Raw genomic sequence first — 20,794 nt, forward strand, 5'->3', positions numbered from 1 at the left:
TTATCCTCCAACTATTTTTTCAATCTATAATCCACCACTTTTTTTGCGATCTATTTGTTTTAAATAGTTGCAATGTGCATATTTACCCTACAGGACATTGGTGATACAGATTTTACCATCTACCCAATTAAGGAGGATAGGCTTTGATTTGCTGACTATTGAAGAAATCGGAAATGCCATATCCGCCGGTCATCATTTAGCGAACCAAATACGAATTGTAAAAAAGCTTAATAGATAGATACATTGCATTACAGGATCATGCGAGCCCAATCTGGCCCCGAAATATTAAGATAAAAATTATAATCAATCAATAATAAAATATGAACAAACGCGAATTCTTAAAAACGAGTGCTATAGGAGCCCTGGGGATCATACTAGCCCCTTCTCTGTTGAGAGCTTCCTTAAAGGGGGAGCGACTGCGAACCGCCCATATCGGTGTCGGAAACATGGGAGCCGCAGATCTACAGGCTATCTCATCCCATGCGAGTGTTGATGTGGTGGCCCTTTGCGACGTAGATGCCCGAAATTTATCCGCCGCACACCAACTTCACCCTAAGGCCCGCGTATTTTCTGATTATCGTGTGATGATGAAGGAACTAGGCCATGAAATAGACGCGGTCATCGTATCCACACCTGATCATACGCACGCCCCAGCTTCTATGTTAGCCATGCAGATGAACAAAGCCGTTTATTGCCAAAAGCCGCTTACCCACTATGTGTCTGAATCGCGGGAAATGAACAAACTCGCTACCGAAAAAGCATTGGTTACTCAGATGGGTATTCAGGTGCACTCTTTTTATGATTACAAACTGGCCACACTTTTAATCCAATCCGGCATTATTGGGAAGGTTCATACCGTACACGCCTGGTCGCCAAAGAACCATGGTTACGACGGTCCTCCTCCTCAAGGTGAGGATCCGATCCCAGCATATTTGGACTGGAACCTATGGGCTGGAACCTCCCAAAAGAGACCCTATAAAGAAGGGATGTATCACCCTGGAACCTGGAGGAAATTGATGGACTATGGCTGTGGTACCTTGGGCGATATGGGGGTGCATATTTTTGATACACCTTACAATGCCTTGCAACTGGATGTTCCGCGAACCATCACCAACGAATGCCGACCAGCCAACGGGTTCGGTTTTCCCGAACATAATAAGGTAACCTACGAGTTTCCTCGTACCAAATATACAGCCAAGACCTTAAAATGGATATGGTACGACGGCCAGGGTGCACCGGCATTGAACGAAGACCTTATGCTCCCAGGCATGGATACCCAAGCCAATAAAAAGCAACAGAACACAGCAGCAGATAGTGCAGGAAAAGTATCCCTTGATCCCATGATTGCAGGCGAACATGAGTTGCCAGAACAGGGAGCGATGTTTGTGGGTAGTAAGGGACGTTTGTTGTTGCCCCATTTTATGCAACTGCCAAAGAAAATTGTCAAGGGGAAGTATGTTGATATTTCGGAAGAAATTGCCAAACTGACCAAAGAGCACAATCTAGGTGAGCCCATCCGGGATTACGACACCGAAGGGGCTAAGCACTACCACGAATTTGTAGATGCTTGTTTGGGAAAAGCGAAATGTTCGGCGTCTTTTGATTATGCCTCACGGTTAACGGAAACGATCCTTCTGGGAACAATTGCAGGGCGCTTCCCAGGAGAAACCTTACATTGGGATGCCGAAAACGCCAAGTTCAAAGAAGAAAAAGCCAATAAATTTTTGACCGGCGATTATAGGGTATTTTGAAAGTAGGGCATTTATTAGCTCGATCATCTTCTGAAGTACAGACCCTCTTTACGTAAAGTAGAGAGGGTTTTTTATAGAAACAAAAAATGAACATAGTTCCTGGCTCTTACCCTTAAGCGTTGATAGGCCGTTTGCAATTGATTTTTAATAGTCTGTTCGGACAAAGAAAGATTGACGGCAATTTGTTTAATGGAGAGGTCATCGTCTTTCTTCTGCAAATAGATCTCACGCATGCGTGGTGGCATAGCCTCCACCTCCTTGTCTATAATAGCTTTCAATTCCTTTTCCAGGATAGCATCCTGCGCATAGGCATCAGACGGAACTTCTTTTGCGGTGATGTGAATCGCATGTCTGGCTCTCACCTCATTCTTTTCGTAGAGCTTAAGAATATTATTTCTAAGTATCGCATATAGATAAGCCAAAACACAACCTTCCGAATCCAGTACATCAATCTTATTCCAAAGTAACAAAAAGGCATCCTGAACCAAATCCTTCGCAGTATCATTACATTGAACCTTTTTATAGGCCTGCTTATAAAGTACATTCCAATAGGCATCAAATACAACTTGAAATGCCCGGTTTTTGTCGGATTTAACTAACAGAAAAAAGTTGCCGTCCAATTTGTTATGCATAATAGTTTTGACTCTTCATTTAATATAGTTGCAGCGGTAATTACAAAAATGATTCACAGTTCAAATTAAGCTACTCCTTGTTAATTTATCATAAACTTTAAAATAAGATCTCATTGTCCCTTGTTTCTTTACAGTATTTCTATCAATATTTTAAAATAGTTAGTTTTTTATCTCCTCACTTTATATATACCTAAGCTATTTATTATTACTTGATAAAACAAAATAAATAAGGCAAAAAAAGACAGATAAATGTTTGTATAATCCGAGCCTTTAAATTCATGTTAAAGGATCAATGAAACCTAGTTTACAATACCACAAATAATCATTTGACAATAAAAGAAAAACAGGTAACTTTGCGGCTCAAAATTTTTCTCCAATGAGTCAATCCATAAAGATCAAAAACGCTTTAATTTCAGTTTATTACAAAGATGGTTTAGAACCATTAGTTCGCTTACTTGCTCAGCAAGGTGTACAATTATTCTCTACCGGAGGTACCGAACAGTTCATTAAAGACCTGAATATCCCTGTTACTGCTGTTGAAGACCTTACGGGTTACCCTTCAATTTTAGGAGGAAGAGTAAAAACATTACACCCAAAAGTTTTTGGTGGTATTTTAAATCGCAGAGCACTTGGATCAGACCAGGAGCAAATTGCACAATATGAAATTCCGGAAATTGATCTGGTAATTGTTGACTTGTATCCTTTCGAAGAAACAGTTAAAGCTGGTGGTTCTGAATCAGACATCATCGAAAAAATAGATATCGGTGGTATATCATTAATCAGAGCAGCTGCGAAAAACTTCAATGACGTAGTGATCCTTGCCTCAAAAGATGATTATTCAACTTTACAAGAACAACTGGAAGCTCAAAACGGAGAAACTACATTAGCACAACGTAAAGCTTTTGCTAAAAAAGCATTCCATACTTCTTCTCATTACGATACGGCTATCTTCAACTATTTTAACAATGAAGAGCCGCTTAACGTATTTAAGCATAGCATAAACCAGGCACAAACTTTAAGATATGGTGAGAACCCACATCAGCAAGGTGTATTCTATGGTGATCTTGATGCTATGTTTACCAAATTAAACGGTAAAGAACTTTCTTATAACAACCTGGTTGATGTTGACGCAGCAGTTGCTTTAATTGATGAATTTGAAGCACCTACGTTTGCAATATTGAAACACACTAACGCTTGTGGTGTAGCTTCGAAACCAACTATCTTAGAAGCATGGAATGTAGCACTTGCATGCGATCCGGTTTCAGCATTTGGTGGTGTATTGATTGCCAACAGAGAAATTGACCTGGCTACAGCAACAGAAATCAACAAATTATTCTTTGAAGTACTCATTGCACCTTCTTATCAGCCTGAAGCAGTTGAGCTTTTCCGCGCTAAAAAGAACAGAGTGATTTTACAACGTAATGATGTTGAACTGAGCAAAAAACAGTTTAAGACATTATTAAACGGAGTAATTGAACAGGATAAAGATTTAGTTATTGAAGGTCCTGAACAAATGACTGCTGTAACCGAAAAAGTTGCTACAGAACAAGAATTAAAAGACCTTTATTTCGCCAATAAAATTGTAAAACATACCAAATCAAATACCATCGTTTTTGTTAAAAACGATCAGTTATTATCGAGCGGCGTGGGTCAGACTTCAAGAGTTGACGCTTTAAAACAGGCAATTGTTAAAGCTGAAGCTTTCAATTTCGATTTAAAAGGTTCTGTTATGGCTTCTGATGCATTTTTCCCTTTCCCTGATTGCGTAGAAATTGCAGCCGAAGCTGGTATTACTGCTGTATTACAACCAGGTGGTTCAATTAAAGATGCAGATTCTATAAACATGGCTAATGAAAAAGGAATTGCGATGGTTACTACAGGAGTACGCCATTTCAAACACTAATTTATTTGTCTGCTAATACAATAAAAAGCCGTAGTTTTACATTATATAGTACATAGAATTATTAATACTTAAATTATCACCTATAGATGGGTCTATTTAATTGGTTTACACAAGAGGTTGCTATCGATTTAGGCACGGCAAACACCTTGATTATACATAATGACAAAGTAGTAGTTGATGAACCTTCAATCGTTGCTTTTGACAGACAAACAAATAAAATTATTGCAATCGGGAGACAAGCCATGCAAATGGAAGGTAAGACCCATGATAATATCCGTACCGTTAGACCCCTTAAAGATGGTGTAATAGCAGATTTCAATGCTGCAGAAGCCATGATTAAAGGAATGATCCGTATGTTAAACGGTGGTAAAGGATGGATGTTCCCTTCTTTAAGAATGGTAATTTGTATCCCTTCAGGTATTACCGAAGTTGAAAAACGTGCGGTAAGAGATTCGGCAGAAATTGCTGGCGCCAAAGAGGTGTATCTGATCCACGAACCAATGGCTGCTGCCGTAGGTATTGGTATTGATGTAGAGGAACCGATGGGCAATATGATTATCGATATCGGTGGTGGTACTACTGAAATTGCGGTTATTGCTTTATCTGGTATTGTATGCGATCAATCTATCCGAGTTGCGGGAGATAACTTCGATTCTGATATTGTAAACTACATTCGTCGCCAGCACAACATCATGATTGGTGACCGTACTGCTGAAAAAATCAAAATTGAAGTAGGTGCGGCATTACCTGAACTTCAGGATCCACCTTCAGATTTCGCTGTACAGGGAAGAGATCTAATGACCGGTGTACCTAAGCAGATCACCGTATCTTATACAGAAATTGCACACTGTCTGGACAAATCTATTTCGAAAATCGAAGAAGCAATCCTTAAAGCATTGGAGATTACTCCTCCTGAGCTTTCAGCTGATATTTACCAGACTGGTATATATTTAACTGGTGGTGGTGCATTACTACGTGGCTTAGACAAACGTGTAGCGGCAAAAACAAAACTTCCGGTTCACGTAGCCGAAGATCCACTTCGTGCAGTTGTTCGCGGAACAGGAATCGCTCTGAAAAACATTGGCGGATTTAAATTTTTAATGCAGTAAAATGAGTTGCGTGTTGCGAGTTATAGGTTGTGAGCCAATTTATGCTCCTATTACCCTTAACCCGCAACACCCAACCTTATAACCCGTAACCGAAATGCGTAACCTTTGGATTTTCATAAACAGATATAACGCATTTTTCTTATTCATTATATTTTTTGCAATAGGTATTATTCTTACTGTAAAAAACAATGCCTACCAGCGCAGCGTAACCGTAAACTCTACCAATGAAGTAGTTGGCGAAGTTTACCAGAACCTGAATGTACTAAAGAAATACCTTAATCTGGGAACAGTAAACGACAGCCTTGCTGTTGAAAATGCCAGGCTGAAAACAGAACTGCTTGCATTAAAAAGTATTGATTCGGCAAAGAAAGTAGTGGTTAAGGACACCCTGAATAACCCACAGTATACTTATCTCTCCGCCCGGGTTATTAAAAACTCAATTACATTGCGTAACAATGTAATCACCATTAATAAAGGTCGTGCCGATGGCCTTGCGCCGGAAATGGCAGTGATTTCGCCTGGCAAAGGTGTTGTGGGCTTTGTAATGGATGTTTCAGAACATCTTGCTACCATCCGGTCGTTATTACATAAAGACAGTAAAATAAGCGTTAATCTCCAAAAAAGCAACGCGCTGGGTATATTGGTTTGGGGCGTGGGGAATGCAGATTTCACAAAAGCATATGTAAAAGAAATTCCAAATCACTTTAAGGTAAACCTTAAAGACACCATAGTCACTTCAGGCTTCTCACATTTCCCACCGGGAATTCCGGTTGGAACGGTAACCAATACCTCCGTTCCTACAGGTGACAACTTCATGTCTGTGGAAGTAAAACTTTTCAACGATTTCAGTACCTTACAGTACGTCTATGTTGTCCTTGATAAATACGCAGCCGAACAAAAAGAATTAGAAGCAAAGTTGCCCCATGAATAGCAAATTAGTATTGATAAATATCGTCAGGTGGTTTGTACTACTATTAATTCAAATCCTTTTGTTAAGGAGCTTGAGTTTTTACAACATGGCAACTCCATTTGTATATATTCTTTTCCTGTTGCTGATTCCTTTCGGCACACCGAACCTGTTGTTGTACTTAATTGCTTTTGTAACCGGACTAACACTGGATGCTTTTTACGACACCCTTGGTGTACATACGGCAGCTTGTGTTACCCTGGCTTTTGTCAGGATCCTGTTTATTTCGATAACCATGAACCGTGACGGTTTCGATGAACCCGAGCCTACCCTGGGTAATATGGGTTTTAAATGGTTCATCATCTACGCATTTTTATGCACCTTATCTCATCATCTTGTACTTTTCTTTTTAGAGACTTTCAACCTGGCAGAGTTCTCTTACACCTTGTTAAGATGTTTTTTTAGCATTATATTTACTTTGTTTACTGTTGTATTGATAGAATTCATATTCTATAATAGAAAAATGCGCTGATGGATAAACTGTTTAATCGAAAATATGTTATACAGGGTTTATTCATTGTTATTGCTTTAATTTTACTTGGAACACTCTTTTACATACAGGTAGCCACCGACAAATACTTTATTTCGGCAGAAAGTAATGTTTTGCGAAAAATCTATAGCTTTCCGGCACGTGGGGTTATTTTCGACCGACATGAAAAACCTTTGGCACAAAATGAAGCAGTTTATGACCTGATGGTGATTCCAAACCAGGTAGATACGCTTCTTGATACCATGGCGCTCTGTAAAATGATTGACATTGACATGAAACGCTTTGAACGTAACTTCAATAAAGCCAAAGCACAATCCAGGTATCAACCTAGTATTTTCGAACGACAGTTGTCAGTACATACCTATGCAACCTTATCTGAACAGCTTTCCCGGTTTCCGGGCTTTTTTGTACAAAGCAGAACCATAAGGCATTACCCTGATAGCGTTGCAGCTCATTTCCTGGGCTACATTAAAGAGGTAACACCAAAAGACATTAAAAACTCGGGGGGCTATTACCGCTCAGGGGATTACATCGGAAAATCGGGAGTTGAGAAATCCTATGAAACTTTATTAAGAGGAGAAAGAGGTGTGGTCCGCATGATGTACGATGTCAAAAATGTGCCTAAGGGAAGCTATGCAGAAGGAAGATTTGATACTGCTGCTGTTTCAGGAGACCGTCTGATTTCCTCTCTGGATCTTAAACTACAAAAACTAGGTGAAGAGCTTATGCACAATAAAGTAGGCAGTATTGTTGCGATAGAGCCTGCTTCGGGGGAAATTCTCGCCTTTGTAAGTAGCCCGAGTTATGACCCCAACCTCATGGTTGGACGGCAACAAGGCAACAACTATATGTCTTTACTAGTGGCTCCTAACCGCCCGTTAAACATCAGGCCTATACAAGGATATTATTCCCCCGGCTCATCCTTTAAACCTTTGGATGCATTAATTGGTCTCCAGGAGGGAGTGATTGACCCGAATACAACGTTCAACTGTCCGGGTTATTTCAGAGTAGGAAACCACACGGTGAAGTGTGAGCATGTTGACGGAAACATCGCTTTGCGAAAGGGACTTGCCCGGTCCTGTAACACCTATGCCTGCTATGTATTTCAGAAACTCCTTACACAACGTAAATATGCGAATCAAAGGGTTGCGTATGACGATTGGCAGAAGAAAGTGCGCAAGTTTGGTATAGGGGAAAAACTAGGAATTGACCTTCCATCTGAAAAGGCAGGAAGGTTATATGATGCGGCCTACTATTCGGGAAAATACAGCAAATACTGGAATCATGGAACCATTATATCCCTTGCAATCGGACAGGGCGAGATGGATGCGACTCCCTTACAAATGGCCAATATTATGGCGATCATCGCCAATCGCGGGTATTATATCAAACCCCACCTGGTAAAAGCGATTGGCAAGAATAGAGTAATCAAAAAAGAATACGTAAAAAAGAATTATGTAGACGTTGATGCCAGGCATTTCGATCCTGTAATTGATGGGATGCAAGATGCGGTAAACGCTCCCTGGGGAACGGCTATTCAGTCGCGTATTGAAGGGATCTTAATGTGTGGTAAAACAGGAACTGTACAAAATCCACGTGGTAAAAACCACTCGGTATTTATCGGTTTTGCACCTAGAGATAATCCTAAAATTGCTATTGCCGTAATTGTAGAAAATGCAGGTTATGGAAGTACATACGCTGCGCCAATGGCTAGTTATATTGCTGAACAATACCTTAAAGGTAGTTTACCTAAAAACAAACTGGCACAAGTAGAATGGATGAAAAAGCAGGTGATCCTGCCTGCCCCTCCAAAAGCAAAGTTTAAGCCTAAAGCAACACCAACAGATTCAGCTGCGACAAAACCAGCCACAACACCAGCAACGTTAACCCGCACTGAACATACTCAACCTTCAGCAACTCAAACGACTGTTAAACCCATTCAAAGGACACAATGAACAATCAGCAAAGCAGCAACAGGTTCTTCTTTAATGTAGACTGGATCACGATCCTGATCTATGTGGCGCTTTGTGCTATCGGTTATGTGAATATTTACGCATCAATCCCACATACTGAAGAGGAGTCTGCAGCCTTTAATTTCGCAACAAATTACGGCAAACAGCTTATTTTCATTATCACAGGATTGATATTAGGACTTTCTATCTTATTACTAGATGCCAAGTTTTTCAGCATCTTCGCTCCCATTATTTATGGAATCACCATTCTGCTGCTGCTCGCTGTACTGGTCATTGGACGTAATGTGGGTGGTAACCAAGCATGGATCCCCATTTATTCTTTTCGATTACAACCCTCAGAACTTGCAAAGTTTGGCACCGCATTGTTGCTGGCCAGGTACATTAGCTCTTTCAACCCCAAGCTTACTACCCTAAAACCTGTATTAATTGCGGCAGCTATTATTGTGCTGCCTATGTGCTTAATCATGCTGCAACCTGATGCTGGCTCTATGCTTGTATTTCTTTCCTTTATGTTTCCATTGTATCGGGAAGGCTTACCGGGCTATTGGCTAATTATTTTCTGGGGTATGGTATTGTTGTTCATCCTGAATCTTTATTTGACTTCCTGGCTGTTAATTTCCATAATTTTAGCACTGGGTGCATTGTTCATCTATTTCAATAAGAAAAAACAGCAGCGGATGATCATAATCGGAATCATCACACTTTCTGCCATCGGCTATTTGTTCATCGCTAAGCTTATGTTCGAAAATGTACTGCAACCACATCAACGTACACGTATTGAATTGATCCTAGGCCTTAAAACAGATCCTAAAGGCGCAGGATATAACGTTAACCAATCGAAAATAGCCATTGGCTCCGGCCAACTTACCGGCCGTGGTTTTGGCGAAGGAACACAAACCAAGTATGGCTATGTACCTGAACAAAGTACTGACTTTATCTTTTCTACAATTGGTGAAGAATGGGGATTTGTTGGCTGCTTCGTGGTAATTGCTTTATACATGTTTTTACTGCTCAGGGTTGTCAACCTTGCAGAACGACAACGCTCCACATTTTCCCGGGTCTATGGGTATTGTGTAGCCTGCATCATCTTCTTTCACGTGTTTATTAATATCGGAATGACCATAGGTATTGTCCCTGTAATCGGGATTCCCCTCCCATTCATCAGTTACGGAGGTTCCTCCCTATGGAGTTTCACAGTATTACTATTTATCTTCCTTAAACTGGATTCGAACAGAATGGGCTTTATTTAATCCCTGAAACGTTGATTTAGCAATTCATAAAACTTATCCACGGTACTTTGTTTGGCTGTCCAATTGTTTTTAACCGCATAATTACTTTGTAAAAAGTTATCCGCTGTTTTAAAATCAGGCATTTTATTAACCAATTCAATCGCTTCTGCATATGCAAGATTATAACCATTGAATAAATCTTTGATATAAAGCAATTTCTCGTTCAGATTGATAGCTTGTTTCAAATCAGTTATACTGGTCTTGTTATTATCTTCATTCACGCTATTTGAAAAATTGCTTTTTCCAGCCAGCAAATCATTTAATGTAGGTCTGCCCTGAATTACTTCCGGCTCCTTTGTTATCTTTTCTACTGGCGTATCGATTACAACTGCAGGCGATACAGGTGATTGCGGAATTTGCTCCTTCGGCTCTTCAGACACCAATTTTACAGGCTCAGGTTTAACTTCCTGCACCCTTGGGATCGGATCAGGTACAACAACTTCTTCAACTGTTTCAACTGACCGCATCTGGCTATCTCTTAACTTTTGTTTTTGAGCAATAATCTCTTCCTCTTCTCTGCTTAGTGGTCTGTCGAAAATGCGCTCAATAGATTGCTCTTCAAATTCGAACTTATCACTGGCAGGATCATCATTCAGTAAAAAGTCGAACTTAAACGGCTCAGGTTGTACTTCCTCTTTTTCGTCAAACTCCACAACCGAAGCTACAGGAGCAGGTTCTTTTTCAGTAAACTCCAACTCATTTGCAGCATACTCTGCTTCCAGTTCCTCCAATGTTTTTTCTTTCGACATATTTGTCTCCTTTACCAGCTCAACCTCTTTTACCGGCTCCGGTTCTGGCATAGGTTCAACGGCTACGACCGGTGTAACCAGGACAACAGGCGACTGATCTTCCGTATGTTCAGGGATTACTTTTACAGGTTTATGGCTGTTGATTTTCTTTACAATCTGAACATGATCTGATAAAAAGTTGGCATTTGCCAGAAACAACTCCAATTCTAACTCATTGAGTTGATTTGGATTTCGGGCCAAAAACTCATATTGGTCCTGAAGTTCATTTAAGATCTGTCCTACTTTTCTAAAAATATCCTCTTGGTTCATCATAGTTTTATAACGGAAAAATTGGTGTTTTATGTTGATAACTTGACCTTCAAAAGTACTACAAAATTCTGATATTAGCAGGCTCTAAAATCCTATTAAGCATGTTATTCAGCGAACAAAATTACAGACGAGGCGAGTATTGCGGAAGTATCGAGGTAATTTGCGGCTCTATGTTTTCTGGCAAAACAGAAGAATTACTGAGAAGATTGAAACGTGCAGAGATCGCTAAATTAAAGATAGAAATCTTCAAACCAAAAACCGATACCCGCTATGATGAAATGGCTGTGGTTTCCCATGATCTGAATTCAATTGAATCTACCCCTGTTGAAAGTTCGACGGCCATCCTGCTGTTAAAGGCCGACACCCAGGTCGTTGGTATTGATGAAGCTCAGTTTTTCGATGAAAACCTTCCAGAAGTTTGTAATAAACTTGCCCAAAAAGGAATAAGGGTAATTGTAGCTGGCCTGGATATGGATTTTATGGGCAAACCTTTTGGTCCTGTACCAGCACTAATGGCTATTGCTGAATTGGTAACCAAAGTCAATGCAGTATGTGTTCGCTGTGGAAGTCCGGCAGTTTATTCTTACCGAACTGTTGCCAACCCCAGCAGACTACTCTTAGGAGAAAAAGACAGTTATGAACCACGTTGCAGACATTGCTACCATTTGGGCGACATCGACTAAAAACAACCTCACACAAGACTTATCATAATCTTGCCATAGATCACCTTATATTGGCTTCTCAACGTAATATTTCCGTCCTTTGCAGGTTAAGCAAATGAGATGAATATTGTTATTGAGAAAAAAGACATCAAAGAAGTTTACGAAACAGCCATTATACAGCAAACAGCATTCTGGTCTGAAGTAAAAACCAGGCAAGGTCTGCAATCAGAAGCATTTAATTTTAAAGTTGAAGATGGAAACATTTACAATAATGCTTTAAAAAACACCTATACCAATGCGGATTTCCTGGTATTGCTGCAACCATTGGACAACGAACATTCCGTAGCGTATGTACCTTATGGCCCCGAAATAGAGCCCCACGAAGAGTATCAGGGGAAGTTCCTTGAAGAATTATCCGAATCATTACGAAGTTACTTACCATCCAGGTGTATTCTGATCCGATACGACCTGGCCTGGCAGTCCCACTGGGCCAAAGAAAGCGACAGCTTTGACGAACTGGGGAACTGGAATGGCCCTCCTGAAAAGAAATACCAGGAATTCCGCTTTAATTTTGACACCGTTAACTGGAACCTCAGGAAGGCAAATTCGGACATCCTTCCATCTAATACCATATTTCTGGACCTACAGCGTGATAACAGCCTCATATTGGACGCGATGAAACCGAAGACACGGTACAATATTAACCTCTCCTACAGAAAAGGGATCACCGTCAAAAAAGTAGGTATGGAAAACCTGCATGTATGGTATGCCTTATACAAGGAAACAGCACTCAGAAACAGGATTCACATCAATGACATCAGCTACTTTAAAACCGTATTAACAGCTCGGGCTGAAGATACGACCTCTCCTGCCGATGTAGAATTATTGCTTGCTGAACTGGATGGAACACCAATGGCTGCTATGTTCTTAGTAATATCCGGCAACCGCGGAACCTACCTGTATGGAGCTTCTTCGTCCACGAACCGAAATTACATGGCAACTTATGCCTTGCAATGGGAAGCCATGAAAATCGCAAAAGAACGTGGCTGTATAGAATATGATTTGTTTGGCGTTGCCCCAAGACCTGACCCTTCGCACCCACTTTACGGTTTGTACAAGTTCAAAACTGGTTTCGGAGGACAATTACACCATAGAATGGGTTGCTGGGACTACCCGCTCGACAACGAACAATACAACAGGTTCATTGCAACAGAAATGCACAGCCAGGGCTATCACATTTAACCCTAAAAAGTATAAAACCGTAAAAGATATACAAATCAACCATTAGGGCAGTTTTTACACCTTTTGCCTTCTTTATACTTCTCACAGCACTCTTTTTTCTTTTTATCCTTTTTCTTCTTTTTATCCTTTTTCTTCGACATGGCCTGAGGGGAATATTTTATAAACAAAAAAAGGCACCTACTGTTTTGCTTTTGCATAAGTAAGTGCCTTATCTATCCCGAAGTCCGGGATAATAACTATGTATTAAGCTTCGCTATAGCTGATCTGACCAACATGTTTGTCGATCTGCCATCTGCCAGTACCTTCTTCACCAATCACATCAAACAGTTCAACAGCTCTTCTTGCTTTATACTCTTCCTCTCTTTGTTCTTTAAAGAACCAGTTTAAGAATTCAATCGTTACAAAATCCTGCTCTTTATAGCAACGTGCTGCAATATTTTTAATAGACTGTGTAACGCTGATTTCCTGATCTAAAGCTTCCTCAAAAACCTCACGGAATGAATTGTATTCAGCTTTAACATGAGTAACTTCGGGTGAAACCGCATTACCGCCCATATCTAAAACGTATTTAAAGAATTTCAGTTGGTGCATTCTTTCTTCTTCTGCCTGTGCAAAGAAATAATCAGCAGAAAAGTCGTAGCCATTACGACTGCACCATGAAGCCATTGACAGGTAAATTGCTGATGAATGCGCTTCTTTTTTTATTTGCTGGTTTATAAGTGTCTCTACATCTGATGAGAGTAAACACTTAACACGCATAATGTCTTTCATATGATATATGTATTAAGTTCGTATTTTCTAATACAAAAATACAGCTAAGTAATCACAATACTTAAAATAAGAATAATATGGAAAGAATCTAATTCTAGCGTAATCAGATAATTAGACGGTGCAGACGGTCTTGAATGATATGGTTTAACTCCAACATTACAAAGGTACCTTGTAGCAATTCCTTTAACGCAATGATCTCCAATAAGGACAAAACATAGCAATGATCGCAGGCACAGATAAATAGAATCTCCACATCAGGAGACTTTGCATTGTTCAATAACAAATCTTCAATATCAATATTGTAAACCGCTTTTTTCAACTTCAGAATATTTCTGTAGTCAAAACGGGCCAGTTTACCTGCAAAATCTATGTACCAGCAATTTTCAGCATCGGATTGATAAATAGCCCCCGCTTTAGTACTAAACACTTCAAGAAAATCGACTGTTGACTGAATGGTTAAATTTTGCATTTATTAAATTGAATTAATACAAAGGTGATTATTATTTAGATTTATTCCAAATCAAACTGAAAGATTTTTAAACTCTTCACATTTAATTGATCCTGTACTTCCCTTAAGCCTTATTTGCTTTCACAAGCAAAATATCCCGGTCCACTAGTTCCCCTGTATAACTGGTCGTCAGGTCTTTCTGCGCAATAACCTCAACAGTAGAAAAACCGGCTTTTCTCAACAACTCTTCTACCGCAACTGCATCATATAGTTTAAAATTATATTTGGTAAAAGGAAGTTGTTCCATAAATGCTTTCGTAGCAATAGCCAGGCATAAAAGACCATCTGGCTTTAGTACCCGAAGTATTTCTCTTGCATAGGCTTCCGGATCCCGCCAAAAGTAAAGCGTATTTACCGTAAATATTTTATCAAAAAAATCAGCTTTAAAATTCAAACGGTCTGCCGCAGTAAGCTCAAATGAAACTTTTCCACTTTTTACTATGGCCTCATTTACTTTATTAGCCTCAAGAACCATGGTTTCAGAAATGTCTACACCATAATAACGTATATCAGATGCAATCTGCATCAAATCTTTTAAATGGGTACCGTTTCCAGGGCCTATCTCAAGTACTATATCTCCTTCAGCAAGCGCCAGCAAGGCAACAGCACTTTTTGTCATATTGTTATTCGTGTGCGCCATGCGCTCAGCGGTTAAAATCCCATCTGCTCCTTCCGGCCGACCAAGCTGACTGGCAATGTGTTTTAACTGCGTTTCATCTAATTTATTCATCATATTTCTTTAAATAGCGCTTACCTCTATTACAAATCTATCATTTTATAATCATTCTAAATAAAAGAAAAGCGTCTGCTGATTTATAAAATTACATTGAATTTATAATGCAAGAACTAACTTTACAAAATTATGGCTCAAGGTTTGATAGTATCATTTTATAACGAGAAAACCTTGTGCATTTATAAGACCTCTACAAAGATAATTATGATATTAAGCCTTATTCATGGAGAACAAAGCTGAAAATCCATCCATACCCGAAGAAGAAGTTAAGGGCCCGGGTAAACTGGCCCGCATGTTTTTAACGTTATACGATGTTTACAAGTTCATAGCGCGCTTTTTCAAAGAAGGATTTCTTCCTCCATATGAAGTTAAAGAGCTTTTCAGACAGTGTTATGAAATTGGTTACCGCTCAGCCCTACTCATTTCTACAACAGGATTTATTACCGGTATTGTATTTACAAAACAATCACGTCCATCCTTATCAGAATTTGGCGCAACTTCATGGTTGCCCTCATTGGTAGGTATTGCCTTACTCAGAACACTCGCGCCGTTACTTACAGGCCTGATCGCTGCAGGAAAAGTAGGTTCAAGTATCGGTGCTGAATTAGGGTCCATGCGCGTAACAGAACAGATTGATGCAATGGAAGTATCTGCAACCAACCCCTTTAAATTTTTGGTTACCACCCGTGTACTCGCCGCTACCATTACCATTCCTATTCTTACATTTTATACTGCTATGGTAGGAATGCTGGGCGCATTACTCAATGTTTCTTTAAGCGAAGGCACCAGTGCAAAAGCATTTTTTCAATCCTCATTAGAACAAATCACCTTCCTTGACATTACAGCTTCAACAATAAAAGCAGTACTGTTTGGATTTACAATAGGCATGGTAGGTTGCTACCAGGGCTATAATTCATCAAAAGGAACAGAAGGCGTAGGTAAAGCAGCTAACTCGGCCGTAGTAATTGCAATGTTTCTTATTTTCATTGAAGAAGTAGTTTCAGTTCAATTTTTTGGTTTATTCAGGAGCTAATCATCATGATGGAAGTAAAACCACTAACTAAAAACACAGCCAAAGTAATTGAGATCAATGGCCTTAATAAGTCATTTGGTAATTACCATGTGCTCAAAGGAGTTGACCTGGATTTATATAAAGGTGAAAACCTTGTTGTACTTGGAAAATCGGGAACGGGAAAATCAGTACTCATAAAAATTGTTGTAGGCCTGCTTACACCTGATGCAGGTGTAGTAAAAGTACTAAACCAATACGTTGATCAGATAACCTATAAAGAGTTACTGGCACTCAGACTAAAAGTTGGCTTCTCCTTTCAAAACAGTGCTTTGTACGACAGTATGACGGTACGACAAAACCTGGAATTCCCACTGGTAAGAAACCAAAGAAACCTCAGCAAAGCTGAAGTTAACCTCGCTATTGAGGAAATGCTGGATGCGGTGGGTTTGCTACAAACCATTAATCAAATGCCTTCCGAACTTTCCGGAGGACAGAGAAAAAGAATTGGTATTGCCCGCACACTGATCCTACGGCCGGAGATTATGTTGTATGATGAGCCCACAGCAGGACTAGACCCCATCACCTGTTTGGAAATCAATAGCCTGATCAACGAAGTTCAGGAACGTTTCCATACCAGTTCTATTGTAATTACCCACGACCTTACCTGTGCCAAAGCTGTTGGCAATAGGGTCGCCATGCTGCTAGATGGACAATTCCAGCGCATCGGCACATTTGAAGAAGTTTTTAACACAAGCGACGAAAGGGTGAAACCTTTTTACGACTATAATTTTATTAAGTAATCATATGCAAGCAACAGACAACCGTAAACAAATAACAGTAGGTGTATTTATACTTCTGGGCCTTGTTATATTCGTTTTAGGGGTATTTACCCTCGGAAGCCAGAGAAAAGCTTTTGTAAAAAGTTTTACTGTGAATGCAGTCTTTAATGATATTCAAGGCTTAAAGGCCGGAAACAATGTATGGTTTTCAGGCGTTAAAATTGGTACCATCAAAAAGATACAATTCTATGGCATCTCTCAAGTACAGGTTTTCATGAATATTGAAGAGGATGCTCATAAATATATTCATAAGAATGCCGCAGCCAGTATCAGTTCCGACGGATTAATTGGAAATAAAATTGTAGTTATAACAGGTGGAACGCCAAAATCTCCTTTTGTAGAAGATGGCGACCAGCTACAGGTTGCAAATACACTTTCGACAGACGATATTATGAAAACCTTCCAGGTGAACAACAAAAACCTGGTTGATGTAACTTCAGACTTTAAAGTATTAGCCAAGAACCTGGTTGATGGTAAAGGAGCTGCAGGTGCTTTACTTGCGGATGAAGAAATCGCTAAGAACTTTAAAGCCATTGTAGAAAATCTGAAAACGACAACTGAATCGGCCAACAAAATGGCTGTCGAGATGAATACCTTTACAAAAACTTTAAATACTAAAGGAGGGCTTGCTGATAAATTAATGACCGACACTGCTGTGTTTGCGAAACTTCAGCAATCAGTAACTGAGTTACAGAAAACGGCGGCATCAGCTTCTGCTATGACCGAAAATCTGAACAAAGCGACAGCTAAGTTTAATCAGACAGATAACGCCGTAGGATTGTTAATCAATGACCAGAAAACCGCTGATCATATAAAAGGGATTATGCAAAACCTGGAAACCAGTAGTAAGAAACTGGATGAAAATATGGAGGCGCTTCAACACAACTTTTTATTGAGAGGGTTCTTTAAAAAGAAAGCTAAAGCTGAAGCGGCGGCAGCAAATCCACAAAAATAATGTTCAAAATATTAACGGACAAAAATAACCGTTCTCTTCATCGCGGGAACCTTTTGTCCTGAAGAAGGACAAATTGCGAAGCAATCTTGAAGGCAAAGAAAATAGAAGCTACTGAAAAAATTTTCCAATGCTCTTCAGAGAAGGTAATTTTTGTATTTAAGCAAGAAGGAAATACATACGGGGTAAACGTAATTGTGTAGGACCAGGCATGTTGGTTTATAACTACGTATGAATCTTTATTGGATTACGGTAAATTCCTTTTTAAGTTTGATATCTTCTGAGGAATTACCGATCATAACCTGAAATTTTCCAGGTTCAACAGTCCAGTTCATATTTTTGTCGAGGATAGCAAGGTCGTCAGGGTGCAGGCTAAACTTTACGGTCTTAGTTTCACCCGGCAACAGACTTACCCGTTCAAATCCTCTTAATACCGATTCGTAGGTAGTTACACTGCTTACTAAATCTTTCAGGTATAATTGTACGACTTCATCGCCCTTAACACTACCCATGTTTTTCACATCAACACTAATTTGAATATCTGCCTGCTGAAGGATTTCCGTTGCGCTTAACTGTAAGTTACTGAATTCAAAATTTGTATAGCTTAATCCATATCCAAAAGGATACAGCGCACCTAAAACTCTTGTCCTCCCATTTCCATTCGGATCATCATTCTTACCTTGTCCCGCTTGCGAGCCCGGTTTAAAAGGAAAGTTAAGCTCAATCTGGCCAATTGATTTTGGATAAGTCATGGTTAATTTACCGCCTGGATTGTTTTCACCAAATAAGGTTTCCGCAACAACTCTTCCTGCCGAAGGCCCTGGAAACCCTGCCTGAAGAATGGCTGGTAAATAACGGTTCTCCCAGTTGATGGTTAACGGACGTCCGTTTACCATGACCATCACTACTGGCTTCCCTGTAGCATGTAAAGCCTGTAACAATAAGAGTTGCCGACCAGGCAGGTTTAGCCCTGTTCTTGATTTACTTTCTCCCACCTCGTTATCAGTTTCTCCAACTACAGCAATCACGACGTCTGCGGCTTTTGCTGCTGCCACAGCAGCATTAATCTGTTGCTGCTCGCCTGCTGTTAATTCTACAGGGATAATCTCACTCTCCGGCCACTTTGCATCAATCACATCGCAGCCTTTTATATAGTTCACTTTTGACGTCTTGCCGGCAAAAGCTTTAATACCATCTAAAATGGAGACAACCGGATTATTTGAAGGTCCATATCTACTGGTCGTATAATTCACCTCTGTTGCCAACGGACCCGCAACCAATATATTTTTGTATTTATTGATGTCTAATGGCAACAGGTTCTTTTCATTTTTAAGCAGCACCATTGACTCCCGATTCAATTGAACAGCGATCTCTTCGTCTGCTTTAGTATGTACTTTTTGATTTGCTGAAGCAGGATCTTTTACATAAGGGTCATCAAATAATCCCAATCTGAACTTCACCCTTAACACATCTCCAACCCGCTCATCAAGAGTTTTCATGGATATAGCCCCTTCTTTCACCAGTTCTCTTAAAGGTAAGATGAAATTTTCGGGCATGGTAAAATGCGTACGCACATTCAATCCTGCCTGGATAGATTGTCTTACTGCCTCTTTATAATCTCCTGCCACATGATGTTTCCCCGACAGGAATTCAACAGCCTCGCTATCGGAAACTACATAACCATCAAATCCATACTGTTTACGCAAAAGTTCCGTTAAAAAATAATAGCTACCAGTTACAGGTTCACCGTTCCAGTCATTATAACTGCTCATGATACCCATAGGTTTAGCTTCCTGGATCACACGTTTAAAAGGATACAGAAACATTTCGTGCATTTCCCTTGGTGCAACATGCGGATCTGTCCGGGCCTCCCCGTCTCTTCCACCTTTAGGCACGCTATACACCGCATAGTGTTTTAGTGTAGCCGCCACTCCCTGTCCCTGTATACCGAGGGTCATCTGTTTACCCAGTTCAGCAATCAGATAAGGATCTTCGGAATAGCACTCCACTACCCTCCCCCAACGCTGGTCTCTCGCTACATCCAAAATTGGAGCATAAACATTCGTGTAACCAAGTGCTTTTGCTTCACGACCAACAATACTTCCAGCCTGGTACACCAGGTTTTTATTCCATGTACTACCAATATTTACAGGAGCGGGAAATGGTGTCGCCCGGTCATGACACAACCCATGAATGCCTTCGTTACTAAAATCTACGGGAATACCTAAACGGGTTTCTTCAACAAACCATTTCTGTACAGTGTTAATTGCATTAGCATGTTTGCTAAAAGGGAAAGAATACTCAGTTAACGCCTTTTTGTTGTAAGGTAAACTGTTCAATTCCTCATCTATATTAGCGATACCATCTTTCCAGATCTTAGTCTTCCATTCTGCGGTCGGCATTTCATCTTTGAGCACCCTGCCATAACCATATAGCGTTGCCGTTTGACAAGTCTTTTCATCCAGGTTCATTTGGCTAAGTAAATCCTTCACCCTTGCGTCAATCGTTTTGGATGGATCTTCAAAAATGTCCTTTTTACCATTTTTGTTAAAATCAACCCAGCCTTTATGGTAGATATTCTTCTGTTGTGCATAAGTGACCCCACCTAGAAAAACCAGGGATGCCAGCGCAAATAGCTTGTATTTTATCATCAGTTAGAAATACTTAAATAATTAGGAGCTCCTAATTTAACTGTTTAGGTTAAATAAAAATTGGCTATTGCTTAAACTATTTTAGCCCTCTTCACATGCTCTACACAGTTCCTTCACACCAAATCCACAAACAGGTACCTTTTTGTGAAGAATGTGTGAACTATGTGTGGGGGCACTCAGCATATTATTATATCAGTTTTTATTCTGAAGCCAGGAGACTGGGCTCAACAAATGAGTATATAGGTATAGTGA

At 40.0% G+C, this 20,794-nt stretch carries 18 protein-coding genes; 12 read left to right on the forward strand and 6 right to left on the reverse strand.

What is annotated here, in order from left to right; genetic code table 11:
* Positions 1-320: 320 nt before the first annotated feature.
* Positions 321-1,751, forward strand: coding sequence for a Gfo/Idh/MocA family oxidoreductase (locus R2Q84_RS08300; RefSeq protein WP_316816077.1), 1,431 nt, complete (start codon positions 321-323; stop codon positions 1,749-1,751).
* Between the two features lie 71 nt (positions 1,752-1,822).
* On the opposite strand, the gene R2Q84_RS08305 is transcribed toward R2Q84_RS08300, so the two are convergent.
* On the reverse strand, positions 1,823-2,383 hold the full coding sequence (locus R2Q84_RS08305; protein WP_316816078.1) for an RNA polymerase sigma factor: 561 nt from the start codon (positions 2,381-2,383) through the stop codon (positions 1,823-1,825).
* Between the two features lie 376 nt (positions 2,384-2,759).
* On the opposite strand from R2Q84_RS08305, the gene purH reads away from it, so the two are divergent.
* The 6 genes from purH to rodA all read left to right on the forward strand — a co-directional run bounded on the left by purH (position 2,760) and on the right by rodA (position 10,075).
* Entirely contained in the window at positions 2,760-4,286 is a 1,527-nt protein-coding gene (gene purH, locus R2Q84_RS08310) for a bifunctional phosphoribosylaminoimidazolecarboxamide formyltransferase/IMP cyclohydrolase (RefSeq protein WP_316816079.1), read from the forward strand.
* An 86-nt stretch (positions 4,287-4,372) separates the two neighbouring features.
* Entirely contained in the window at positions 4,373-5,395 is a 1,023-nt protein-coding gene (locus R2Q84_RS08315; RefSeq protein WP_084291510.1) for a rod shape-determining protein, read from the forward strand.
* Between the two features lie 94 nt (positions 5,396-5,489).
* On the forward strand, positions 5,490-6,326 hold the full coding sequence (mreC, locus tag R2Q84_RS08320; protein WP_316816080.1) for a rod shape-determining protein MreC: 837 nt from the start codon (positions 5,490-5,492) through the stop codon (positions 6,324-6,326).
* The gene (mreD, locus tag R2Q84_RS08325; protein WP_316816081.1) at positions 6,319-6,834 is read left to right on the forward strand and encodes a rod shape-determining protein MreD; all 516 of its coding nucleotides are present in this window, start codon (positions 6,319-6,321) and stop codon (positions 6,832-6,834) included. The genes mreC and mreD overlap by 8 nt, the downstream gene beginning before the upstream one ends.
* Complete coding sequence (gene mrdA, locus R2Q84_RS08330; protein WP_316816082.1) at positions 6,834-8,807, forward strand: penicillin-binding protein 2; 1,974 nt, start codon at positions 6,834-6,836, stop codon at positions 8,805-8,807. Before mreD ends, mrdA begins: the two co-directional genes overlap by 1 nt.
* Positions 8,804-10,075 (forward strand): rod shape-determining protein RodA, encoded by a 1,272-nt coding sequence (gene rodA, locus R2Q84_RS08335; protein ID WP_316816083.1) that lies wholly within the window; start codon positions 8,804-8,806, stop codon positions 10,073-10,075. The genes mrdA and rodA overlap by 4 nt, the downstream gene beginning before the upstream one ends.
* Here the strand turns inward: rodA and R2Q84_RS08340 are convergent.
* A complete protein-coding gene (locus R2Q84_RS08340) occupies positions 10,072-11,175 on the reverse strand; it encodes a hypothetical protein (RefSeq protein WP_316816084.1) in 1,104 nt (367 codons plus the stop codon). The two genes, rodA and R2Q84_RS08340, sit on opposite strands and share 4 nt — an antisense overlap.
* Positions 11,176-11,273: 98 nt before the next feature.
* On the opposite strand from R2Q84_RS08340, the gene R2Q84_RS08345 reads away from it, so the two are divergent.
* Both R2Q84_RS08345 and R2Q84_RS08350 read left to right on the forward strand, forming a co-directional pair.
* A complete protein-coding gene (locus tag R2Q84_RS08345; RefSeq protein ID WP_316816085.1) occupies positions 11,274-11,855 on the forward strand; it encodes a thymidine kinase in 582 nt (193 codons plus the stop codon).
* A 99-nt stretch (positions 11,856-11,954) separates the two neighbouring features.
* A complete protein-coding gene (locus R2Q84_RS08350) occupies positions 11,955-13,076 on the forward strand; it encodes a lipid II:glycine glycyltransferase FemX (RefSeq protein WP_316816086.1) in 1,122 nt (373 codons plus the stop codon).
* Between the two features lie 243 nt (positions 13,077-13,319).
* Here R2Q84_RS08350 and R2Q84_RS08355 read toward each other — a convergent pair whose 3' ends face one another.
* The 3 genes from R2Q84_RS08355 to R2Q84_RS08365 all read right to left on the reverse strand — a co-directional run bounded on the left by R2Q84_RS08355 (position 13,320) and on the right by R2Q84_RS08365 (position 15,088).
* Positions 13,320-13,847 (reverse strand): ferritin, encoded by a 528-nt coding sequence (locus R2Q84_RS08355; RefSeq protein ID WP_316816087.1) that lies wholly within the window; start codon positions 13,845-13,847, stop codon positions 13,320-13,322.
* 103 nt (positions 13,848-13,950) lie between these two features.
* Entirely contained in the window at positions 13,951-14,316 is a 366-nt protein-coding gene (locus tag R2Q84_RS08360; protein ID WP_316816088.1) for a hypothetical protein, read from the reverse strand.
* A gap of 103 nt (positions 14,317-14,419) precedes the next feature.
* Positions 14,420-15,088: a class I SAM-dependent methyltransferase gene (locus R2Q84_RS08365; protein ID WP_316816089.1), complete on the reverse strand. Its 669-nt coding sequence runs from the start codon at positions 15,086-15,088 to the stop codon at positions 14,420-14,422.
* Positions 15,089-15,311: 223 nt separating this feature from the next.
* On the opposite strand from R2Q84_RS08365, the gene R2Q84_RS08370 reads away from it, so the two are divergent.
* The 3 genes from R2Q84_RS08370 to R2Q84_RS08380 are packed head-to-tail and all read left to right on the forward strand — an operon-like array spanning position 15,312 to position 17,894.
* The gene (locus R2Q84_RS08370) at positions 15,312-16,121 is read left to right on the forward strand and encodes an ABC transporter permease (RefSeq protein ID WP_316816090.1); all 810 of its coding nucleotides are present in this window, start codon (positions 15,312-15,314) and stop codon (positions 16,119-16,121) included.
* Positions 16,122-16,129: 8 nt separating this feature from the next.
* Positions 16,130-16,900, forward strand: a complete 771-nt coding sequence (locus R2Q84_RS08375; protein WP_410478418.1) for an ABC transporter ATP-binding protein — start codon at positions 16,130-16,132, stop codon at positions 16,898-16,900.
* Positions 16,901-16,904: 4 nt separating this feature from the next.
* Positions 16,905-17,894 (forward strand): MlaD family protein, encoded by a 990-nt coding sequence (locus tag R2Q84_RS08380; protein ID WP_316816092.1) that lies wholly within the window; start codon positions 16,905-16,907, stop codon positions 17,892-17,894.
* Positions 17,895-18,130: 236 nt separating this feature from the next.
* Here R2Q84_RS08380 and R2Q84_RS08385 read toward each other — a convergent pair whose 3' ends face one another.
* On the reverse strand, positions 18,131-20,542 hold the full coding sequence (locus tag R2Q84_RS08385) for a glycoside hydrolase family 3 N-terminal domain-containing protein (protein WP_316816093.1): 2,412 nt from the start codon (positions 20,540-20,542) through the stop codon (positions 18,131-18,133).
* Between the last annotated feature and the right edge of the window lie 252 nt (positions 20,543-20,794).

It is taken from the genome of Pedobacter nyackensis (assembly GCF_032678475.1).
GTDB classification, from domain to species: Bacteria; Bacteroidota; Bacteroidia; order Sphingobacteriales; family Sphingobacteriaceae; genus Pedobacter; species Pedobacter nyackensis_A.

What these genes read in the sequence shown, in the direction of transcription:
- rodA (WP_316816083.1), top strand. Translation starts at nt 8,804, where the DNA reads ATGAACAATCAGCAAAGCAGCAACAGGTTCTTCTTTAATGTAGACTGG.
- R2Q84_RS08365 (WP_316816089.1), bottom strand. Translation starts at nt 15,088, where the DNA reads ATGATGAATAAATTAGATGAAACGCAGTTAAAACACATTGCCAGTCAG.
- R2Q84_RS08380 (WP_316816092.1), top strand. Translation starts at nt 16,905, where the DNA reads ATGCAAGCAACAGACAACCGTAAACAAATAACAGTAGGTGTATTTATA.
- mreC (WP_316816080.1), top strand. Translation starts at nt 5,490, where the DNA reads ATGCGTAACCTTTGGATTTTCATAAACAGATATAACGCATTTTTCTTA.
- R2Q84_RS08300 (WP_316816077.1), top strand. Translation starts at nt 321, where the DNA reads ATGAACAAACGCGAATTCTTAAAAACGAGTGCTATAGGAGCCCTGGGG.
- R2Q84_RS08360 (WP_316816088.1), bottom strand. Translation starts at nt 14,316, where the DNA reads ATGCAAAATTTAACCATTCAGTCAACAGTCGATTTTCTTGAAGTGTTT.
- R2Q84_RS08350 (WP_316816086.1), top strand. Translation starts at nt 11,955, where the DNA reads ATGAATATTGTTATTGAGAAAAAAGACATCAAAGAAGTTTACGAAACA.
- R2Q84_RS08305 (WP_316816078.1), bottom strand. Translation starts at nt 2,383, where the DNA reads ATGCATAACAAATTGGACGGCAACTTTTTTCTGTTAGTTAAATCCGAC.
- mreD (WP_316816081.1), top strand. Translation starts at nt 6,319, where the DNA reads ATGAATAGCAAATTAGTATTGATAAATATCGTCAGGTGGTTTGTACTA.
- R2Q84_RS08315 (WP_084291510.1), top strand. Translation starts at nt 4,373, where the DNA reads ATGGGTCTATTTAATTGGTTTACACAAGAGGTTGCTATCGATTTAGGC.
- R2Q84_RS08345 (WP_316816085.1), top strand. Translation starts at nt 11,274, where the DNA reads ATGTTATTCAGCGAACAAAATTACAGACGAGGCGAGTATTGCGGAAGT.
- purH (WP_316816079.1), top strand. Translation starts at nt 2,760, where the DNA reads ATGAGTCAATCCATAAAGATCAAAAACGCTTTAATTTCAGTTTATTAC.
- R2Q84_RS08370 (WP_316816090.1), top strand. Translation starts at nt 15,312, where the DNA reads ATGGAGAACAAAGCTGAAAATCCATCCATACCCGAAGAAGAAGTTAAG.
- mrdA (WP_316816082.1), top strand. Translation starts at nt 6,834, where the DNA reads ATGGATAAACTGTTTAATCGAAAATATGTTATACAGGGTTTATTCATT.
- R2Q84_RS08385 (WP_316816093.1), bottom strand. Translation starts at nt 20,542, where the DNA reads ATGATAAAATACAAGCTATTTGCGCTGGCATCCCTGGTTTTTCTAGGT.
- R2Q84_RS08375 (WP_410478418.1), top strand. Translation starts at nt 16,130, where the DNA reads ATGGAAGTAAAACCACTAACTAAAAACACAGCCAAAGTAATTGAGATC.
- R2Q84_RS08340 (WP_316816084.1), bottom strand. Translation starts at nt 11,175, where the DNA reads ATGATGAACCAAGAGGATATTTTTAGAAAAGTAGGACAGATCTTAAAT.
- R2Q84_RS08355 (WP_316816087.1), bottom strand. Translation starts at nt 13,847, where the DNA reads ATGAAAGACATTATGCGTGTTAAGTGTTTACTCTCATCAGATGTAGAG.